The following is a 20,467-nucleotide window of genomic DNA, read 5'->3' on the forward strand; positions in this document are numbered from 1 at the left end:
CTTCTCCTTTATTAAATAAAATTTTCATCAAATAGTTGTTTAATCAAACAAATTATCAATTTCTTCATCACTAAGGTTTAAGGTTTCAAAATCTGATGAAGTAAATTCTTTTGTTTGCATTTGACAACAGGATTGGATATATGTCTGTAGTCGTTCTAGATAATCTGAAAATAAATTTTCTACAAAATTCTTTTGAAAATGACTTGTACTAAATGTCACATGAATTTCTAAGCTTTTATTCTTAACCATGGCCACAATATCCAATAATGCAGTAATATGATTATCTTTTGATTGTTCACTGCCACTTTGATAATCAACAATAGTAAACCATCCATCCCCGAGAGAATTATCTATCTCTCCTAAATAGTTAAAACGAATTATATTTTGAGCTAAATCTTTGCAAGAAGGAAACTTCTCTTTAAGAATTCCATATCCAATTCCCTTATTAGGTCTTTTACGAACCTCTTCTTTAACACTCTTTATTTGATTAGCAATATTATGCGAAACTTGTAATACAATAGGATACATCGTTGTAAACCACCCTACTGTACGTGAAATATCAAGATGCTCAAATAATTCCTCTCGACCATGACCTTCTAACTCAAATTTAATTTGATCTTGGTTTGTATATTTACCTAAATTTTCTGTCAACACAGCAAGTAACAACTCCATTGGTTGTGTATTGTAAGGCACATTTGCAGTAGTTAATAGTTTTCTTGTATCATCTGCATTCAATGTAAAGGTAAGAGTAGTACAACTATCAACAGTACTATTTTCTTTTTCTCTATTAATTTGAAAATTATTATCTAGCATGTTATCTATGGATTCCCAATAATCTAATTCAGCACGTACTAAATTAACTCCTCGACTATTTAAAGCTTCAGACCAATCTTGGAAAGAGTTAGTTTTTAATGGTAGCGATGGAACTTCTCCTAAATACAAGCTATTCAAACATCGGTTTGCATCTTCAATTAAAATACGCCAGGACACAGCATCAACAATAAGGTGGTGTGCAGTTAATAATAACAACTGTTGATCATTTGAAAGCTGGAATAAGGCCCCTTTAAATAATGGTCCTACATTCAAATTTAAACTTCCTTTTAACTCTTCACCTTTTATATGAACCTGATTCAAAGCCATTTCAATTGGAATTTCAGACAAATCAAACATGGTAACCTTAGAATCAACAATGGACATATCTTCGTCATAATAGAAGTAATCCTGCTTATCCTCATACCTTAACCGTAACAAATCATGATGATGCATGATCGTATTTAACATCTTATTAACATATTCTTCTTTAACCGGCTTCTTCAAAGACAGTAATACCGATTGATTCCAATGATGCGGGTTCTTAAACTGTTGATCAAGGAACCAACGCATAATAGGAGTAGGCTCTACCTTTCCTGTTACCAATGTTTGTGAGACTGTAACATCTTTTTGTTTAACTAACATTGCTGCCAATTCACTTACAACTGGATAATTTAGTACATCTTTAACTCTAACTTTCCATCCCAGTTCTTGTAATCTAGCGCTCACTTGGATCGCTTTAATAGAATCTCCACCTAAATGATAAAAATTACTATGCAATTCGATTCTATCAGTCTGTAATATTTCCTTGAGAACTTCACTAACCATTCCAGTAACATCTTCATCTACTTCTTCTAAATGAGTATGATTAAAACCGTTATTTAACATCGGATCTGGCAACGCTTGACGATCTACCTTTCCATTAATAGTAAGCGGTAGCTGATCCATATAGATAAAAAATGAAGGAATCATATAACTTGGTAGCATATGCGAAATAAAACTGCGTATTTCTATATTTTGAACACTGTCTTTCAAAACAATGTAAGCAACTAGATGATTTGAATTATCCTCACCTTGCCAATTCACCACTACTACATCTTTAACAGACTTGTGTTGTAACAGTGCATTCTCAACTTCCCCTATTTCAATACGATATCCTTTAACTTTCACTTGAGAATCCATCCGTCCTTGATACTCAATTAATCCATTTGGCAACATGACAGCTAAGTCACCACTTCGATACATCTTCTCACTCGAAATAAATGGATTGGATAAAAAACGTTGCGCTGTTAAATCCGGACGATTTAAATAACCTTTAGCTACCCCATCACCCGATATATAAATTTCTCCTTTTACACCAATAGGAACCGGCTGAAGATTCTTATCCAATAAATATATTTGAACATTATCAGCTGGTGTACCAATTGGTACGGATGCTCTTCGATCTAGATCTGGATCATAACGATGAATCATACATCCAACCACAGTTTCAGTTGGTCCATATTCATTAATTATTTCAACTTTACCGCTAAAAAGATCATATATCTTTTCGGCGACTGAGGTTTTCAAATCCTCTCCACCCACAATCAATCTGCGAAGAGATGAAACTCTTGGGGGTGAATAGTTATTTAACAATGCTAAATGTGAAGGCGTAACTTTCAACACTGTTACTACATTTTCCATGAGTATTTTTGACAAAATAAACTCATCTTCATTATCATGATATATTACTAACAATAAACCACTTATTAAAGGAGTGAATATTGAAGTTACTGTTAAATCAAAAGAAACGGATGAATATAATGCAAAAACATCATTATCACTACTAATATAGTTCTTTTTAGCCCAGGAAATATAGTTAACCAATCCACATTGAGTGATTACAGTTCCTTTAGGATTCCCCGTGGTTCCAGAGGTATAAATTATATATATTGGATCATTTGGTGCATTTACTAGGTTTAGATTGGCATTATCTCCTTCATAAAGTTTCTGATCACATATATTAATTTTCTCACCTAAATATTCTAAATTACCCTCATTTGTATAGTCAGTTAAAAGTAATGTTGTGCCGCTATCATTCAAAATATAACGAATTCGGTCCTCTGGGTAGGAAGGATCTATAGGCAAATATGTACCTCCAGCCTTAATAACTCCCCAAATTGCAATTACTATCTCAAGTGAATGTTTAGCTAGTATACCCACGACTTGACCATTTTTGACTCCTTTTTCTCTTAACTTTCTTGCTAACTGATTAGATTTCTTATTTAATTCAAGATAAGTCATTGATCTATCAGCATGTTGAATTGCTATTTTTTCTGGTGTCTGTTTTACTTGTTCTTCAAATAATTCTTGAATAGTTTTTTCTTTCGGATACACAACAGCTGTATTGTTAAATTTCTCTAACATAAACTTTTGCTCATCATCCGATAACAAAGATAATTCTTTTATCGATTGATCTTCATTACGTAAAACTTGTTCTATTAAAGCTAAAAACCTCTCATGCATACAATTGATTTGATCTTCTTCAAAATCCGCGACTTTATAATCATATTGAATTTCTAAACCTTCATCTGCCCATTCCTTAATAACTAACTGCAATGAATAGGCTTGGTAACCACTGTAAAACTCCACGTTTTCTAAAGAAAATCCATCAATAGTATTTTTAAGTTTTGTATTATAGTAATTCACACTATATTGAAATAAACCATTGTATCCTTTACTAGTCAATTGCAAGTCTTTTACCAATAAGTTATAAGGATAACGCTGGTGAAATAGACATTGTTTTATTTCATGATTTACTCTTTTAATGAAAGATAGAACACTCTCATCTTCATCAACATTTAACCGTAACGGCATTGTGCTAGTAAACATACCTACTATTTTCTTTTCTAGTACACCGGAACGATTTAGTACAGGAGATCCAATGATTATGTCTGATTGATCATACATTTTATGAATATAAATAAGCATAAAGGTTGAAAATAATGTATTCATAGATATTCTATGTTTTTGTATAAAAGACTGTAGAGCAACCGATTTTTCTTTTTCAATTAAAAATATCTTTCGTTTCCCTTCTAGAGAATGAGATGTTTTTGATAAAAAGAAATCTGGCAGATTCATAAATTTCTCATTCCAATAATTCTTATTTTTTACGTATCGAGGGGATTCCAGATATTTCTCCTCTGCTTGTAAATAAGACAGATAAGTAGATTCAACCATATCATTTATATGCTCATCATTCTTTAATTTAGAGTAAAAATCGATAATTTGACTCGTCATAAGTTGGATTGTCCAACCATCAGCTATAATATGATGAAACTTAACAAAATAGGAGCTTTCTACATCACTTATTTTCAAGAGCACAAATTCAAACAGAGGGCCTCCTTCAAGTGGAATTTGTTTTTGAAATTCATCCTGGGCCCATTTTCTAGCTTCTAAACTTGGATTATGATGATTAGAAAAATCAATTAAACGTATTGGTGTAGGTTCAAATGGTGATATATATTGGTGCGGTTCTCCATGTTGTTGAAAAATCCGTAGACGTAAACCATCATTTTTCTTAATGAATAATTGAATTGCTTTTTCTAAAATTGTAAAATTAATTTCCCCATTAATAAGAACCATCCCTCCGATGTTATACATAGATGTGTTTGGATAAATTTGTTCATTATACCAAACTCTTTTTTGTGGATGCGTAAGAGAATGCTTTACAATTGTTTGTTGCATATTTCCACTTCCCCTCTATCCACATCCGTTGGTGTTTCCGGAAATTGTATATTAATATAGTGAGGATAAGGATTTATATTCTCAAGATTATGTTCTAAAATTAATATTCCATTTTCGTTGCTAGTTTCCTTAAATCCAGCTAATCGGTACGTAACAAACATCATACGGTTACGGTCAGTCTGTCGAAACTCAGCCAAAAAGCGTTTACCTGCCTGTTTTGTCCTTTCCATTAGATATGTGAGGAGTATAGTACCAACGCCACGGGACATTACACGACAAGACATGAGAAGAAGTTTTAGGCAGTCGGCTTCCTCCGTCCTTTTTACAAGTGTTAAACCAATCTTCCCATAGGAGCCATATTTGTCTGATAACTCACAAACTAATAATAAATAATCTGGATGATTACGATAATAGTTTAATTCATCATAATCATAGGTAATACCAGTCGAATTTAATTGATTCGTACGTACTGTTAACTCCTCTGCACGCTGCAAATCTTCCTCACGAGCCTCACTAATCACAAAATTCATCCCAAGTGAAGCTAAAAATTCTTCTTTTGGGCCTTCATATTCTTCTTCATCCTTCGTTCTCTTAAGATTTTCTAAATACATCAGTCTTCGACGACGTGAATCTTCTGTAATTCTTTTTGGTTGTAGTCGTGGCAAGTCTAATAACGACTTATATTCATTTACATGTATACACAGAATATCATTATGAACACTCTGTACTTCTTCTAATTCAAAAGGTTGGTCATCAATGAAGGCAAAAGTATCAATACCTATGTTTAAATTTTTTCTAATTTTCTCAATGGAACTAGATTTAGAGTTCCAATGAATCTCTGGATATAAAAAATACTCTTCTATTCCAAATTCCCGTAATTTAGCTATTGCATCTTCGTAATTATTTTTACTAGCAACTGATTGCAGTATTCCACGTCGATCTAATTCACATATAATTTCATAAATTCCAGGTTTTAAAGTAACTGTACCACTCTCTAATAAAACACCATCCCAAATTGTACAATCTAAGTCCCAAACAACACATTTAATTTCCTTACTCATGATAATGCCTCCTTTGTTTTATTCATTTTCACAGTTCCCATCTCCATCACTATAAGCTTATCTGCTAAATGAAAATATTGATCGTCGTGAGTAATAGCAATAATACATTTACCCTTCGCTCGCATTTGAGGTAACAATTCTTCATAAAAGAAGCGTCTATAACCAGGATCTTGATCCGCTGCCCATTCATCAAATAAAAGTATAGGTCGATCTTCCAAATACGTAACCAGCAATGCCAACCTTTTCTTTTGTCCAGTTGATAGTTGCGTAGTAGTAAAACGCCCATTATCAATGCCAACCTTGTCACTCAGTTGGAGAAGTTCTAAATAATGATTGATTTCTGCTTTCATTCCTTCTGTATTAATTCCATATAGCCTATCAAAAACATGAAAATCACTAAGGATAGCTGAATAGTATTGATTCAATTCCTCTGGAGCTATTTCTTTTCCATTTAATAAAACGTTACCTTCATTAGGTTCATATAACCCAGTAATCAGTTTTGATAAAGTAGATTTTCCACTCCCATTACCACCAGCAATAAAGACTATTTCTCCAGAATTAAACTCCATGTCTATTGGACCAATACCAAAACCAGTAAAATCTCCATCTTTATTCTTATACTTATAACTTACATTTTGTAGCTGCAAACAAATTGGCACATCTAAGTACTCTTTTGTTGTCGCGATTTGCTCATTTGCCTTTATATGATCTACACTCTTCACCATTTGTTGAATACGTTGCCAAGAAATACGTACATTTACGAGCTGAGGGATACCGCCCAGTATTTCATTAACTGGACCTGTCATATACAGAAAAACAATTACATAGTTACTTATCGTCTCTTTCGGCATATTAACAAAAATTTCTGGAAATACGAAAACTACAATACCAATAACAAAAATGAATAATAGTTCTCCCAGAACAAACACATTTGCAAATTTAATATCTCCTATCGTTCGTTTAACACGATAGTTATTACAGCTTTCATTCATAACTTCTCGAAAATCGTTTCGTTTTCCAGTATGAAGCCTAAGCTCTTTGAAACCATGCCTTAGATCACCAATCAAACGAAAATATACATTCTGAATATCTCTTGTTTCATTCCAAACTTTATCTGCTTGTCGTCCGATCAGAGAATATACCCCTGCAGTAATAAAGATGATACACAAGGATAGTAAAAAGGCATACATATTCATTACACCAAGATAGAGAAAACAAAATAGTAACGTTAATAAACTTGTTCCAGCAGTAACTAATAGATTGAGAGAACGAGAGATTACTTCCGTATCGTTATTTAATGTCGCCTCTATTCGACCCTTCTCAATCAACTCCAATTTGTAATAAGGAGTCTGTAACAACTTATCTGTTAATTCCATCCTTTTTTCATAAACTAGCTCGTTTGTATACGATACAATGCTAGTTCTAATAATACGTTGTGAAAAGACATACATAACGATTCCAAGTACAAAGTAAAATAACAAGCCATTTTCCAAATTATTCGATCTAACAAACGTTTCATTAATCACAAAAATGAGAAAGGCATTACCAAATCCTGATATTAGCCCCAAAACTATTAATGTCAAAAGCGACTTTCCCTTTTGTCTTGGAAAACACAGATTTAAGAATGTATGGATAACATAGGCCAAACCCACCCCCGCAATTGCATATATTGCAAGTACAACAGTTGAAGGAGCCCAAACTTTTATAAATGCCCACGGAAGCCCTCCAAACAAGAGATTTGGTAGTTGATAGAGTGCATAAATCATTAGCCCATATATCGCAACAACTAATACCATATGTAACCATGTTTTTCCCGTTGGTAATATAAATTTTCTTTTTCTAAAAATAATCTCTCTTATTAAATGAAATAACATGACCAATAACGTTAGTAAACACAAAAATGAGATCACAAATAAGGCTGTTCCTATTTGATCTGTTTTCTTATATTCATCATAGAGTAACGGTTTAACTTCTTTATCTATCATCATATTTAAAAGACTGCTACCGATATAGTAAGTGTAATTACTATTCAGATTTGCTAATACTACGACCCCTATCTGTTCCTCATCACGGAAACCAATATACGATGAATAATTTGGGTTACTTCCACCATGTGAAATTTCCCCTCCACCACTTTGATAGACCTCCCATCCAGCTGCATATGAAGCTCCATTGCTATCTGGGGCAACCTTTCTATTCGCTTTATGAGAATCGTTAATCAATTCCTCCGGAAACATCCTAGGCTTTTCAACCCCAAGCTGTAATTTTAACCATCTTTCCATATCATTTATATTTGAAATAAAATATCCAGCCGGTGTATTCCCCCTATAATTAGGAGCGTCATAGGGTAATGATTGTAAGAAATTACGCTTGTAACCTTGGGCCATGTTATCTAATGGGGCCATCTCACGTCCAGCGTATGTACTCAATAAATCCAACTTTGATAGCACATGATCTTGAACATATCTTTCAAATGATTGATTAGTTGCCTTCTCGATTACTAAGCCTAATAGATCGTAGTTAACCGTAGAATATTCAAAACTGCTACCCGGCTCTCGGTTTAGTCCTATTGGCATAACATTCCTAATCGTTTTCTCAATAGAATCTTTGCCATTGGTTATAGGAATATATCCAATGGCCTTTTCCGGTATTCCACTAGTATGGTGTAATAAGTCATAAAGTGTAATTTCATAAGGTTTGCCTTTATACTCCATTTCAAACCATGAAACATATTTAGTTAAAGAATCACTAAGTTTAATTTTCCCTTCTTTTTCTAGCTGCAATACAGCTAATGCCGTAAAAGCTTTTGAAGTAGAACCTAGCTCGAAAAGAGTCTCATTCGTAACTTGACGTTTTTTGTCTGTATCGGCATAGCCATAATTCTTCTTATAAATCGTTTCATTTCCTTTTACAATTACTACTGAAAGTCCAGGAATACCCGCTTGAGATATTTGTTCTTCTATATGCTTCTGTATTTTCTTCTCATTAAACTGTACCGTTTCCTGTGCTTCCACCTGTCGATAAGGGAGTACTATTAAGGTCATTAAAATGATAAACTTCAACCATATGTTTAACTTCATATTTTTAGCCCTCTTTTAGTTAACTTGGATTAACTTTTCAATTTTCTTTTTAAATGGTTGCACAACATTTTGACCAATACGTTCAATTTCATGCTCACTAATCTGAGAAGTAATAAGAAAATAATTTGCCCCTATTTCCCAAAAATCAGTTAACGTCGAGATGACTTCCTCATAGCTACCAACTATAGAAATTGAATTAGATGGGTTAACTAAACTTAGACCTCCCCAAAGATGATCATCTATCCACATACTATCTTTTGTAATTAAATCTTTGTATCGGCGAAGTCCAACAGAATCTGCATTATCTAAAAATAGCTTAGTCATCCTCTTTAAGGCTGCTGGTGTTCTCTCAAGTAATTCATATGCTTCTTTATATGCTTCTTCCGAAGTCTCACGAGCAATGATGTCTACTAAAATAGCACCTGGAATTTTCTCGCGCCCATATTGCTTAGCGTAATTATTAACTGTTTGATAGTGTTCTCTAAGACTTTTGCGGTCTGTTGCATAAAGTATATAAGCATCACCATACTCTGCAGCTACTCTCATTGCCTCCTCGGAGGACCCCGCTACAAAGTAGCGGGCACTTCGAGAGAGATCTTCCTTTGGATAAATATCACTATTTTCTACTTGATAAAACTCACCTTTATAGCTAGTTACTCCTCGTCTTAATTGTTGTAACAGCTCAATATATTCTTTTGTCCTAGCATATCGAACATGGTGCGGTTCTGGTAATCCATCACGCGCAAGGACAAGCGAGGCACTTCCAGTTACAATGTTAATATCTGCACGATTACCAATTAAACTATTTAAAGTATTCAATGCTTTTGCTGTTACGGTAGGAAGCATCTGGTTTGTATTTTGCGCAACCAAAATCTTTACAAACTCCGTATTCATTCCAATCATAGACGCTGCTATCATTGGATCAACAGATGTTGGTGCAATGGAAACCAATACCGAGTCAAAGTTATTCTTCTCAGCTCTTTTAGCTTGATTAACATATTCCTCTAGAAGTTCTTTTGTTTGTGGTGTTGGAATAACAGGTAATCCCCAGCAAAACTCAACTTTTGACGGAACTACTTCTTTATTAATCATGTTGTTCCCCTCCCTTTACTACTTTCTACTTTTTAAAGCAGATAATGTATTTTTCATAACCGATTTCGCTTTCAATAACTCTTTTTTATTTGTTAAATTGTTATTTACTTCTTGATTACTTAAATATTTAGCAAGAGATTTAATTGACGTATGCTCATAAAGAACAACTATAGGTAAGTCTCGTTTAAAGGCCTCTTTTAATTTCACATTAATACGAACAAGATCTAAAGAACTCATTCCTAGATCGAAGAAATTATCGTAAATTCCTATTTCTTCGATTCCAAACATATCTTTTAATAATTCGTATAATTGTTGTTCAATTTCATTAGTTGGTGGTCTATACGTTGTGGAAACATCTGAACGATTCTGCTTTAATCTATTCTTACTTCCTTTTTCCAATAGTTCATTATAATAGTTGGCACCATTTAAAAGTTTCCAATGTAAATCTATTGGAGAAACCACGACTTGTTGTTGATTTCTATTGATGATACTACGGAATACTTTTAAACCCTCTTCTACAGTTACACCATCATGTAATACACTTTCCATATCCATATTAAATTGCTTTGCCCATATTTCAGCCGACTTAAGTGACATACCCACCTCTTGCCAATCTGGCCAATTAATAGCTACAGTGAACACTCCATCATGAGCCCGCTTATAAAACGCAAATGCATCTAAAAATTCATTCGCTGCATTATAACCACTCTGACCAAATTTCATATGATACGCCACATTACCAATTGATGAACATAATACGAAGAAATCAATTGGTTCATCTTTTAATAAAGCATCGAGTACTAGTGTACCTTTAATTTTCGGAGCTAAAATTTTATTATTAGATTCTTTTTCACGATTCATCATAATACCTAGATAATCAGCGACACCTGCTGCATGAATTACGCCATTAATAGAACCAAAACGAGATTTAGCCTTTTCAATTGCCTGTTTCATATCATCTTGATTGGAAACATCAGAACTTAGGATCATGTATTCTGCACCTTGAGACTCCATTGTCAACAAATCAGAAATAACTCGGCTTACACGCTCGCCTTTATTTTCTAAGTACTGTTCCCATTGATTACGAGGTGGGAACTCTGAGCGGCCAATCAATATAAGTTTGACATTTGGTACTCTATTAGCTAAATCTTTTGCAATTTCAAATCCAATTCCACCAAGTCCACCAGTAATTAAATAAACGCCACCCTCTCGTAATCTATCAATTTCTACATCTTCTTCCTCAAAAGGACTTTGAATAATCGTTTGCGCCCATCGATGACGTCCTCGATAAGCTACAACTATATCAGTAGAATCCACAAAACTCTCCATTAAACCCGCTTCTTCAAACATTTGTTGAGAATCTGTATCCATATCAATGGTACGACATTTTATATTTTGAAACTCAAGATTGCATATTTTTGAAAAGCCTAGAATTGTAGCTTGCTCTGGCTTTAAGTTCAGCTCTGTACCTGTAACTTCAAACATACGGTCAGTAAAAATGTTTAACTGTAATGCTCCCTCATAATTAATTTTCCCAATTGCTTGTGCAATATAAAGTAACGAATAATATCCTTCATCCATTGATCGTTCAATTCTCTCTTGATCGAGAATAACCTCATTAACTGGATTAAAGCTCCAAGCATGTATAATCTTATTTGGTAATAAATCTTTTTGTTCTAATTCTGAAAATAGCATTTCATAATGCATTTTTTGAGATGGACATATCGTATATAAACCGTCGGATTTTTCAGAGAAAACACCACCTGTTTTAACTTCAATTACATCATGACCTTCTCTTTTTAATTTTTCTATCAGTCGATTGAATCGATTTAGATGATCATTGAAAATAAGCCATTTATATTTTTGTTCTTTCTTTATTTGTATAGATTTTAATGTTTTGCGTTCCCAAGAAGGCAAATAAAACCAGTCTTTAATATTAGCCTGTTTATTATGGCCTCTTGTTTCCTGAGTTAAACTCTGAGATTGAGTATTAAAAAATGGATCAGCTTTAAATCGTTTTTTCATGAAAGGATACGTTGGTAAATCTAATAACCTTTTATTCTCACTGCTATTAAAAGTATTCCAATTTATAGTTCCACCTTGCATCCATAACCGTCCCATTTGCTTGCATAAATGCTCGAAGTCATTTGATTTATCCAGAGGATGACGTAACATGTTTAAAGCCAATTGATCTTTACTTCTATTTAAATGTTTTAATACAAAAGTTGATAATGCATTACCTGGGCCAATCTCAAGGCAAATTACATTTTTCAAATGAAAAATTTCAGATAATCCCTTTGAAAATTGAACAGTACTTCGTAGATGCTGTGCCCAATAAGAAGGTGATGTGGCTTGATTTGCTGTAATCATTTCACCTGTAACATTAGATATATAAGGTATTTTAGGACTTGATAATTTTATATTTCCTACAGCTTGCTCAAATGAATCTAGAACTTCATCCATCATTCGAGAATGGAAAGCATGCGAAGTAAATAGACGCGTTGTCTTTACTCCATGATTTAAAAGTAATTCCTCAATTTTATTGATTGAAAGTACAGTACCAGAAATTACTGAATGTTGAGAGGAATTTACAGCTGCTATATCTACATCATCTGTTATATAGGTTTGTAATTCTTCAACAGATAAATTTACACTTAGCATAGCGCCTTCTGGTACGCTATTCATTAACTTCCCTCTAATCATTACTAAATGTAATGCATCTTCATAAGACATTACTTCTGCTAAACAAGCTGCTACAAACTCACCAATACTATGGCCAAACATGACCCTTGGATAAACTCCCCAATTCATTAGAAGCTTGGCTAATGCATATTCAATAGTGAATAGTAGAGGTTGCGTCATTGAAGTTCTATTTAACTGTTCAGTTGCTTTATCCTCTGTCTCCTTTGTAGGATATAAAATATTTTTCATGTCTATTTCTAACCAATTTGAGAGTAAGGCTAAACCTTGATCAACGTGTTCACGAAATACAGGTTCATTTTCATATAAATCTCTACCCATATTGATATACTGTAATCCTTGACCTGAAAAAAGAAAGGCTAAAGGTCTACTCTCCATTGCGTTTGTTTTCTCTAGTCCCGTATCACCAAGTTTTTCTATGGCATCCTCTATTCCATTAGCAACTACAGCAGTTCTATATGGAAATTCACGACGACCTTTTTGTAATGTATAAGCTGTATCAGATAGTGATATCTCTGGATTCTCCTTCAAATGCAATAATAGATCGTTAGTAGCTTTATCTAAGGATTCCTCTGTTTTTGCTGAAACAGTTAATAAGTTACAAGATTGTTTTTCAAAATTCTTAGCATTGTCAGGAACAGACTCTAACACTATATGTGCATTAGTTCCACCCATCCCAAACGAACTAACACCCGCTCTTCTTACCTCTTCTTTCCATGGGATAAGTTCCGTATTTACACGAAACGGATTTTTTCCAAAATCAATGCTAGGGTTTGGGTTATTATAATGAAGGCTCGGCGGAATTTTCTTGTTTTTCAAAGCTAAGACCGTCTTTATAAATCCTCCAACTCCTGCTGCAGCATCTAAATGTCCAATGTTCGTCTTCACTGATCCAATTAAAACTCTACCTGGTTCTTGCTTACCAAAAGCTAACTTCAATGCTTCTACTTCTATAGGATCACCTAGTTGCGTACCAGTACCATGAGTTTCTATATATGAGATTTCTTCAGGCTTAACGCCAGCTATTTCATGAGCCGATTTTATAACAGCAGCTTGTCCATCAACCCCTGGCGCTGTAAATCCAGCCTTATTGGACCCATCATTGTTTACTGCAGCCCCCTTAATAACTCCATGTATTAAATTCCCATCTCGAAGAGCGTCCTCTAACCTTTTCAGTACTACAATACCAGCACCATTTCCACCCACTGTTCCTTGAGCATCCTTATCAAAAGCTCGACAATGACCATCTGGTGAGAAAATCATACCATCTTCATATAAATATCCTGTTTTTGTTGGATAAGTTATACTTACTCCCCCGGCCAAGGCTATGTGGCATCGTCCATCGATAAGATCTGCCCATGCGTTTTGAATAGCAACTAAGGAGGTAGAACAAGCTGTTTGTACTGTAATCGCTGGTCCTTTTAGATTTAATTTATAAGCCAATCGAGTAGCAAAGAAATCTTTTTCGTTTAACAACATTGCTTGGAAATCTTCTAATGTATTAGAAGATTCACTAGCAATAGAACGAAGCCAGTGGAAATTTGGTGATCCTCCAACATAAACTCCTGTATCCATATGAGAAGAATTAACCTCACCTGCTTGTTCTAGTGCTTCCCATGCGCATTCATGAAGTATTCGCAGTTGTGGATCCATCATTTCAGCTTCTTTTAGACTGTAATCAAAAAATTCATTATCAAATGCATCTACATCTTCTAAATACCCTTTAGATTTTATATAATTAGGTTTTTGAATCACTTCTTTTGGTATGCCCATCTCACTAAGTTCTTCATCTGTAAATGTACGAATGGATTCTATCCCTTGTTCTAAATTTGACCAGAATTGCTTAAGATTAGAAGCGCCTGGCATACGAACCGCCATACCAACCACTGCTACATCATTTTTATTCATAGATAAAAGATTTTCTTTCTTAACTTCTTCAGGTTGGTGTTCCATAGCATTATCACTTCTAAAGTAGGAAGCTTGATCATGAACCGTTGGGTATCGGAATAACATAGGCATTGTAAGTTCTTTTTCAAACTTGCTTCGTAAACGAGAGAACAATCGAACCATTTTTAAGGAGTTCCCTCCAACATCAAAGAAATTATCATACAACCCTACTTTTTCTACCCCCAAAACTTCCTTCCAAACATCAGCTACCGTTGTTTCAAGCTCATCTAGTAAATCATTTGGTTGTACTAACTTAGTAGGCTTAGGTAAAGCACGACGATTAACTTTTCCATTCGTAGTTAATGGCATTTCACTTAAAAGTACAAAATACATAGGTATCATATACGAAGGTATTTTGTCAGTAAGATAATAACGTAATTCATTTTGAGATATATCTTGATCAGTTAGTATATAAGCACACAGTTCTTGTTCCTCTCCAAAAGCAATAGATAAAACTACCGCTTCCTTCACATCCGCATGCTGTTGTAAATGATGTTCTATTTCTCCTGTTTCAATTCGATAACCACGTATCTTCACTTGATGATCACTACGACCTATATACTCCATTTCGCCATTTTCAAGAATACGGACTAAATCTCCTGATCTATATAATCTTTCACTTGGATTATAAGGATTCTGTATAAAACGTTCACTGTTTAGTTCAGGACGATTTAGATATCCCCGCGCAACTCCATACCCTCCAACATAAAGTTCCCCTTGCATTCCCTTAGGTGTAGGATTCATATGTTTGTCAAATACATAGCACGAATACGTAGGAAGAGGCACGCCTATAGCACTAAGATTACTGTGCATTTCTTTTTCTCCAATTTCCTTATAAGTAACATGTACTGTCGTCTCAGTTATTCCATACATATTTACTATGACCGTATTAGGTGAACGCTTAAACCAACTTTGCAGTAAACCTGGCTTCAGCATTTCCCCTCCAAATGTAATTAACCTAATTTTAAAAGCAAGTTTAGGCATCTCTTCAACTACTTGTTGAAAAACATAGAATGCAGATGGAGTTTGATTCAATACCGTTACTCCCTCATCTGCAATCAACTGGGCAAGTTTATACGTATCACGGATTGTTTCTTTTGTTGCCAGGACAAGACGTCCACCATAAGTAAGTGATCCAAATATCTCCCAAACTGACATATCAAAACAGAAAGAATGAAATAGTAACCACACATCATCACTAGAGAATTTAAAACTATTTGGTTGATGCATGACAAGTTGTATTACATTACTATGTTCAATCATAACCCCTTTAGGACGTCCTGTTGTTCCAGAAGTATAAATGACATATGCTAAATTATTTGGGGCAACATCTACTCTCTCGAAATCTTGCATAGGTGTCTCATTGAGTTCTTCAATAAAAAGCTTTGTGCTATCAAATTTAACTTTATCCTCAAATAAATTTGAGGTTATTATTACATTCGAACCACTATCTTGAAGAATAAAATCAATTCGTTCCTGAGGATAATCAGGATCAATTGGAACATAAGCCCCACCTGCTTTTAAAATACCAAGTAAAGAGATAATCATATTAAATGAGTAATCCAACATTACAGCTACTGGAGAATCTAAAGTTACACCTTCTTTTAGAAGAGCAAATGCCACTTTATCCGCACGCTCATTCAACTCTCCATAAGTCATCTCACTATTCTCAAATGTAAGTGCCACTCTCTTAGGATGCTTTTCAGCTTGCATCTCAATTAATTGATGAAGTGTTGTGTGTGGGAATGTAGCACTTTGATTTTGACCACCTTGAAGCAAAAACTTTTCTTCTGCCTCATCTAACATTTTAAGAGTTTGTATTGGTTGTCCTTCATCTAAAAGCATTGAATCTAATAGCTGTATAAAATGGTTAGTTATACTGGTAATAATGGATTCATCAAATACATCTTCAGGCCACATCATTGCAAGTTTAATAGAATCGAAACACTCTATTGAGACGGTTAAATCATAGTTGGTCATTTCATTTACTTCATAACCTGAAATTCTTACACTTTCATCAATTTCTTTCAGCTTTTCTATATCAAGAGGATAATTCTCAACTACCATAATAGTGTCAAATGACACGTTTAAATCAACAATTGGAGTCGTTTCATATTCAGTTCTTCTTTGGACATCACTTTGAATTCTTTGTAAAAGATCTGAAACAGTCATTCTCCCATCAGCACTTACACGAAGTGGTGGTGTATTTATAAATAAACCTACCATTTCACTCAGACCGTGCATTGGAATTGAACGCCCAGATACTGTTGTACCGAATATTACGTCCTCTGAATTTTTGTACCTTTGTAATAATAGACCCCAGGCTGTATAGAATAATGTAGCCAATGTTACACCTTGATTACTTGCAAAACTTCGAAATCTATCACTTCGCTCTTTATCTATCTCTTTTACATATGTTTTTGCTTTTTTTAGTTGATTAGAATTTTTATTGGATAAATTTATTTGTTCAATTAATTCATTTAAATATTGTTCCCAAAAAAGCTTTTGTTTTGATTTATCTTGTTTTTGTTGCCATAGTATATATTCTTTAAATTTCTTTTTATTTATAGATGATGGTACATCTCCCTTTATTAACTCTCGATATACCTTAATAAACTCTTGTAAAATAATACTATTACTCCAACCATCAAACAAAATATGATGATGACGTAAAACCATTTCATATTCGCCTTCGTTCAAATGGCACAGTTCGATAGAAAAGGGAACTGTTTGTAAATCAAAGCTTTCTGTATCATTAGATACTTTGCCATCACTATAAATAATGTTCGGAGTATGCTCTTTTAGTATAAGTTGTACAGGTTGTTTAACTTTTTCCCATCGAAAAATTGTACGCAGCATTTCATTTTCCCGCGTTACATAATTCCACGCCTCTTCAAACTTTGGAATATTAATTTTTCCAGTTAAGCAAAGTCGAAGTTCTTCATGATATAGCTTTCCTTCGGGTTCTTTCAAATAATGATAAAGAATACCTTCCTGCACTGGTGTAAGGGCGATTACATCTTCAATATCTTCTTTATGAATCTTTACTGCTTTCCTCATTAACAGAACCTCCTACAAGTGTGGTATGGTGTAAATATTTATCGGAACCTAATAAGGCAAGTGCTTTTCTATCTATCTTTCCGCTATCCGTTAATGGCATTTCATTTACACGTACAAAACTGTTAGGTATCATATAATCTGGTAAAAATAAGCGTAGATATTTTTTTAACCTCTCTAACTCAATATCATTTTCTGACTCATAGAAAGCTATTAACTTAACTACCATCTCAGATTCTTGTCTTACAATTACCGCACATTGTAAAACTCCTTCACAAGACATTAAACACGATTCTATTTCCCCTAACTCAATACGAAGGCCATTAACTTTAACTTGAAAATCAATTCTTCCATGAAACTCAATATTCCCATCCGATCTTATTAAAGCTAAGTCACCGGTTTTATATATACGGGTATCAAGGGAATATTGTACAAACTTTTCTGCCGTTAATTGCGGCCTATTTACATATCCACGTGCTAATCCTATACCTGAGATACATAATTCTCCTATATGGCCTTCCGGAAGTTTATTACCATATTTATCAACAACAAACATCTCAATATTCTTAATTGCTCGCCCTATTGGAACGCTCCCTTCTGTAATCTCATGTGTCGGACAATCATAAGCAGTCACATCAATGGTTGCTTCAGTAGGTCCGTACAGATTAGTAAGAAGTGTACCATTAGAGAAATTTAGCAGCTTGTTAAAACGGTTTACATGTTGAGACAGTAGTGCCTCACCACTAACAAATACTTGTTTCAACGATTTTATTCGGTTAGTTTCACCTGTCACATCAAGATAGTGTAAAAATGCACTTAACATAGATGGTACAAAATGCATAATTGTCACGTCATTACTTTCAGTTGTCTCAATAATAGCCTGTGGAAACTTCTCCATCCCCGGCGCAAGAATACATACTCTGGCTCCAACTATGGCCCACCAGAACATCTCCCATACGGACACATCAAATGTATAAGGGGTCTTTTGTAATATAGTATCCTTTGAACTAATTGGATAAGCCTCTTGCATCCACTCAATTCGATTTATTAAGGCCGAATGCTCAATCATAACACCCTTAGGTTTCCCGGTTGAACCGGAAGTGTATATTACATACACAAGATCAGAGGGTTTGTTAATACACTCTAGATTTTCACCCTTTCCTTCATAGGAAATCGAATCTAAAGCCAACATATCAGCTTTCAAACTATCTTGAAAACGATGTAGGATTTGCTTTTGCGTCAGTATTAATTTAGCACCGCTATCTTCTATAATGAATTGTAATCGTGATGATGGATGATTCGGGGAAAGCGGCAGATATGCTCCGCCCGCTTTTAATATCCCGAAAATTCCGACAACCATTTCGATAGATCGCTCTACCATAATACCTACAACTGTATCTGGTCCAACTCCACCTTCACGTAAAAGACGAGCTAATTGGTTACTTTTTTCATTTAATTCCTTATAGGTTAATGTTTCTTTTTTAAAAATAACAGCAACCTCATCTGGCGTACGGACTACTTGTTCTTCAAACAGCTTTTGTATACATGTACTCATCCGGGTTGTATCACTCCTTTAGTTACAGGTATTTTTTCAATGGCACGTTTCGCTTTTTTAGCAAATCCCTTACCAAGTAATAGCTGATGAATTTGATTACTCCCCTCAACGATCTCCATTGTTTTAGAATCTCTAAAGCACCTTGATATTGAATAATTATCATTACAACCAAGTGCTCCCATAATCTGTACAGCATTCGTTGAATGCCTTGTACCCGAGCGCGATGCAAAATATTTTGCAATCATAATCTTTTCAGTAGCATCAGCTCGATGTTCATTTTTGGCCTTACAAGCTTCTAAACTAAGGAGTATAGAAGCTTCTAAATCTACTCCCATATCTGTAACCATATGTGAAATCATGCCATGATCAATTAGAGAGTTACCAAATGCGCTTCTATGTAATACATGATTCCCACAGATTTCTAAACAAGTACGTAATACACCAAGAGCAGCAAAGGCAATTGAAATACGCCCAAATTCTAAAGCATACGGTGCAAGGTAAGTAAAAGCAAATCCTGGTCTACCAATGATATTTTCTAAAGGTATTTCTACATTATTGAATTCAATTTCTGCCAAATATGCAGCTTTAAATCCAAGCATGTCTCTTATATGAGTAACATTTACACCCACACTATCTTTTGGTACTAAACAGGCAATTGGTTGTTCACCATTTAGTTTTCCAAATACCAAAAACACATCAGCAGCTGCACCAAAAGTGATCCACTTCTTCACTCCATTAAGTATTAATTTATCCCCGTGTTGATCGAAGTTCGTTTTAATCATATTTAAATCTGATCCTGCTCCAGGTTCAGTAAGAGCTAATGCAGCTATTTGATTACCAGATGCAAGTAGTGGTAACCACTGATTTTTTTGATTTTCTGTTCCCCATTTTAAAATCGTTTCTGTTACCATCGTATGGACATTAAATAATCCCGAAAGAGAGACACTACCTCTTGCTATGGCTTCAGTAAATAACCCATACGTTATATAATCCCATTCTAATCCACCATACTCCGCTGGAAGCGTTCCACCTAAATAACCATTTTTAGCACAAGTCTTTATTATGTCTGATGGAATGCCTTGTTCAATCTCCCAACTATTAGCATGAGGTTCTATATATTCACAAACAAAATCCAAAAAATTATGATACATTTTATTTTGAGATGGCTCTAAGTATTGTTTCATGTCCATTACCGAACCATTTGCTTATTTCTTATAAAATTACCAATAGAATTTACAGACTTATAGTTATCCATATCTAAGTCATCCATGGTTACCTTTATGGCAAATTCTTTTTCAAGAAAAGTCATCAATTGGATTGCAAATAAAGAATTAACTAATCCTTCTTCAAAAATCTCAGTATCATCATTAAATTCAATACCTACATGATCTTGAATATACATATGAATAATTTGTTCTAAATTTTTATCTTGCATTTTA

General features: G+C 34.3%; 8 protein-coding genes. All 8 read right to left on the reverse strand.

The features are described from left to right. Positions 1 to 39: 39 nt before the first annotated feature. The 8 genes from ACTFRH_RS21545 to ACTFRH_RS21580 are packed head-to-tail and all read right to left on the reverse strand — an operon-like array spanning position 40 to position 20,463. On the reverse strand, positions 40 to 4,536 hold the full coding sequence (locus ACTFRH_RS21545) for a non-ribosomal peptide synthetase (protein WP_001187884.1): 4,497 nt from the start codon (positions 4,534 to 4,536) through the stop codon (positions 40 to 42). Continuing rightward, complete coding sequence (locus ACTFRH_RS21550) at positions 4,518 to 5,597, reverse strand: HAD-IIIC family phosphatase (RefSeq protein WP_000031545.1); 1,080 nt, start codon at positions 5,595 to 5,597, stop codon at positions 4,518 to 4,520. Before ACTFRH_RS21550 ends, ACTFRH_RS21545 begins: the two co-directional genes overlap by 19 nt. Then, on the reverse strand, positions 5,594 to 8,677 hold the full coding sequence (locus ACTFRH_RS21555; protein WP_000773398.1) for a cyclic peptide export ABC transporter: 3,084 nt from the start codon (positions 8,675 to 8,677) through the stop codon (positions 5,594 to 5,596). Before ACTFRH_RS21555 ends, ACTFRH_RS21550 begins: the two co-directional genes overlap by 4 nt. Positions 8,678 to 8,692: 15 nt before the next feature. Then, on the reverse strand, positions 8,693 to 9,769 hold the full coding sequence (locus ACTFRH_RS21560) for an LLM class flavin-dependent oxidoreductase (protein WP_000608549.1): 1,077 nt from the start codon (positions 9,767 to 9,769) through the stop codon (positions 8,693 to 8,695). Positions 9,770 to 9,787: 18 nt separating this feature from the next. Then, positions 9,788 to 17,476, reverse strand: a complete 7,689-nt coding sequence (locus tag ACTFRH_RS21565; RefSeq protein WP_440048810.1) for an amino acid adenylation domain-containing protein — start codon at positions 17,474 to 17,476, stop codon at positions 9,788 to 9,790. Beyond that, positions 17,451 to 19,028, reverse strand: coding sequence for a zwittermicin A synthase ZmaJ (gene zmaJ, locus ACTFRH_RS21570; RefSeq protein WP_033703046.1), 1,578 nt, complete (start codon positions 19,026 to 19,028; stop codon positions 17,451 to 17,453). Before zmaJ ends, ACTFRH_RS21565 begins: the two co-directional genes overlap by 26 nt. Continuing rightward, positions 19,025 to 20,218, reverse strand: coding sequence for an acyl-CoA dehydrogenase family protein (locus tag ACTFRH_RS21575; protein ID WP_000367328.1), 1,194 nt, complete (start codon positions 20,216 to 20,218; stop codon positions 19,025 to 19,027). Before ACTFRH_RS21575 ends, zmaJ begins: the two co-directional genes overlap by 4 nt. Next, positions 20,218 to 20,463 (reverse strand): acyl carrier protein, encoded by a 246-nt coding sequence (locus ACTFRH_RS21580; RefSeq protein ID WP_001152970.1) that lies wholly within the window; start codon positions 20,461 to 20,463, stop codon positions 20,218 to 20,220. Before ACTFRH_RS21580 ends, ACTFRH_RS21575 begins: the two co-directional genes overlap by 1 nt. Positions 20,464 to 20,467: the final 4 nt, after the last annotated feature.

Source organism: Bacillus cereus group sp. MYBK216-1, assembly GCF_051916495.1.
GTDB classification, from domain to species: domain Bacteria; phylum Bacillota; class Bacilli; order Bacillales; family Bacillaceae_G; genus Bacillus_A; species Bacillus_A thuringiensis_K.

Coding starts and splice junctions, on each gene's coding strand:
- ACTFRH_RS21555 (WP_000773398.1), bottom strand. CDS start 8,677: ATGAAGTTAAACATATGGTTGAAGTTTATCATTTTAATGACCTTAATA.
- zmaJ (WP_033703046.1), bottom strand. CDS start 19,028: ATGAGTACATGTATACAAAAGCTGTTTGAAGAACAAGTAGTCCGTACG.
- ACTFRH_RS21580 (WP_001152970.1), bottom strand. CDS start 20,463: ATGCAAGATAAAAATTTAGAACAAATTATTCATATGTATATTCAAGAT.
- ACTFRH_RS21565 (WP_440048810.1), bottom strand. CDS start 17,476: ATGAGGAAAGCAGTAAAGATTCATAAAGAAGATATTGAAGATGTAATC.
- ACTFRH_RS21545 (WP_001187884.1), bottom strand. CDS start 4,536: ATGCAACAAACAATTGTAAAGCATTCTCTTACGCATCCACAAAAAAGA.
- ACTFRH_RS21575 (WP_000367328.1), bottom strand. CDS start 20,218: ATGGACATGAAACAATACTTAGAGCCATCTCAAAATAAAATGTATCAT.
- ACTFRH_RS21560 (WP_000608549.1), bottom strand. CDS start 9,769: ATGATTAATAAAGAAGTAGTTCCGTCAAAAGTTGAGTTTTGCTGGGGA.
- ACTFRH_RS21550 (WP_000031545.1), bottom strand. CDS start 5,597: ATGAGTAAGGAAATTAAATGTGTTGTTTGGGACTTAGATTGTACAATT.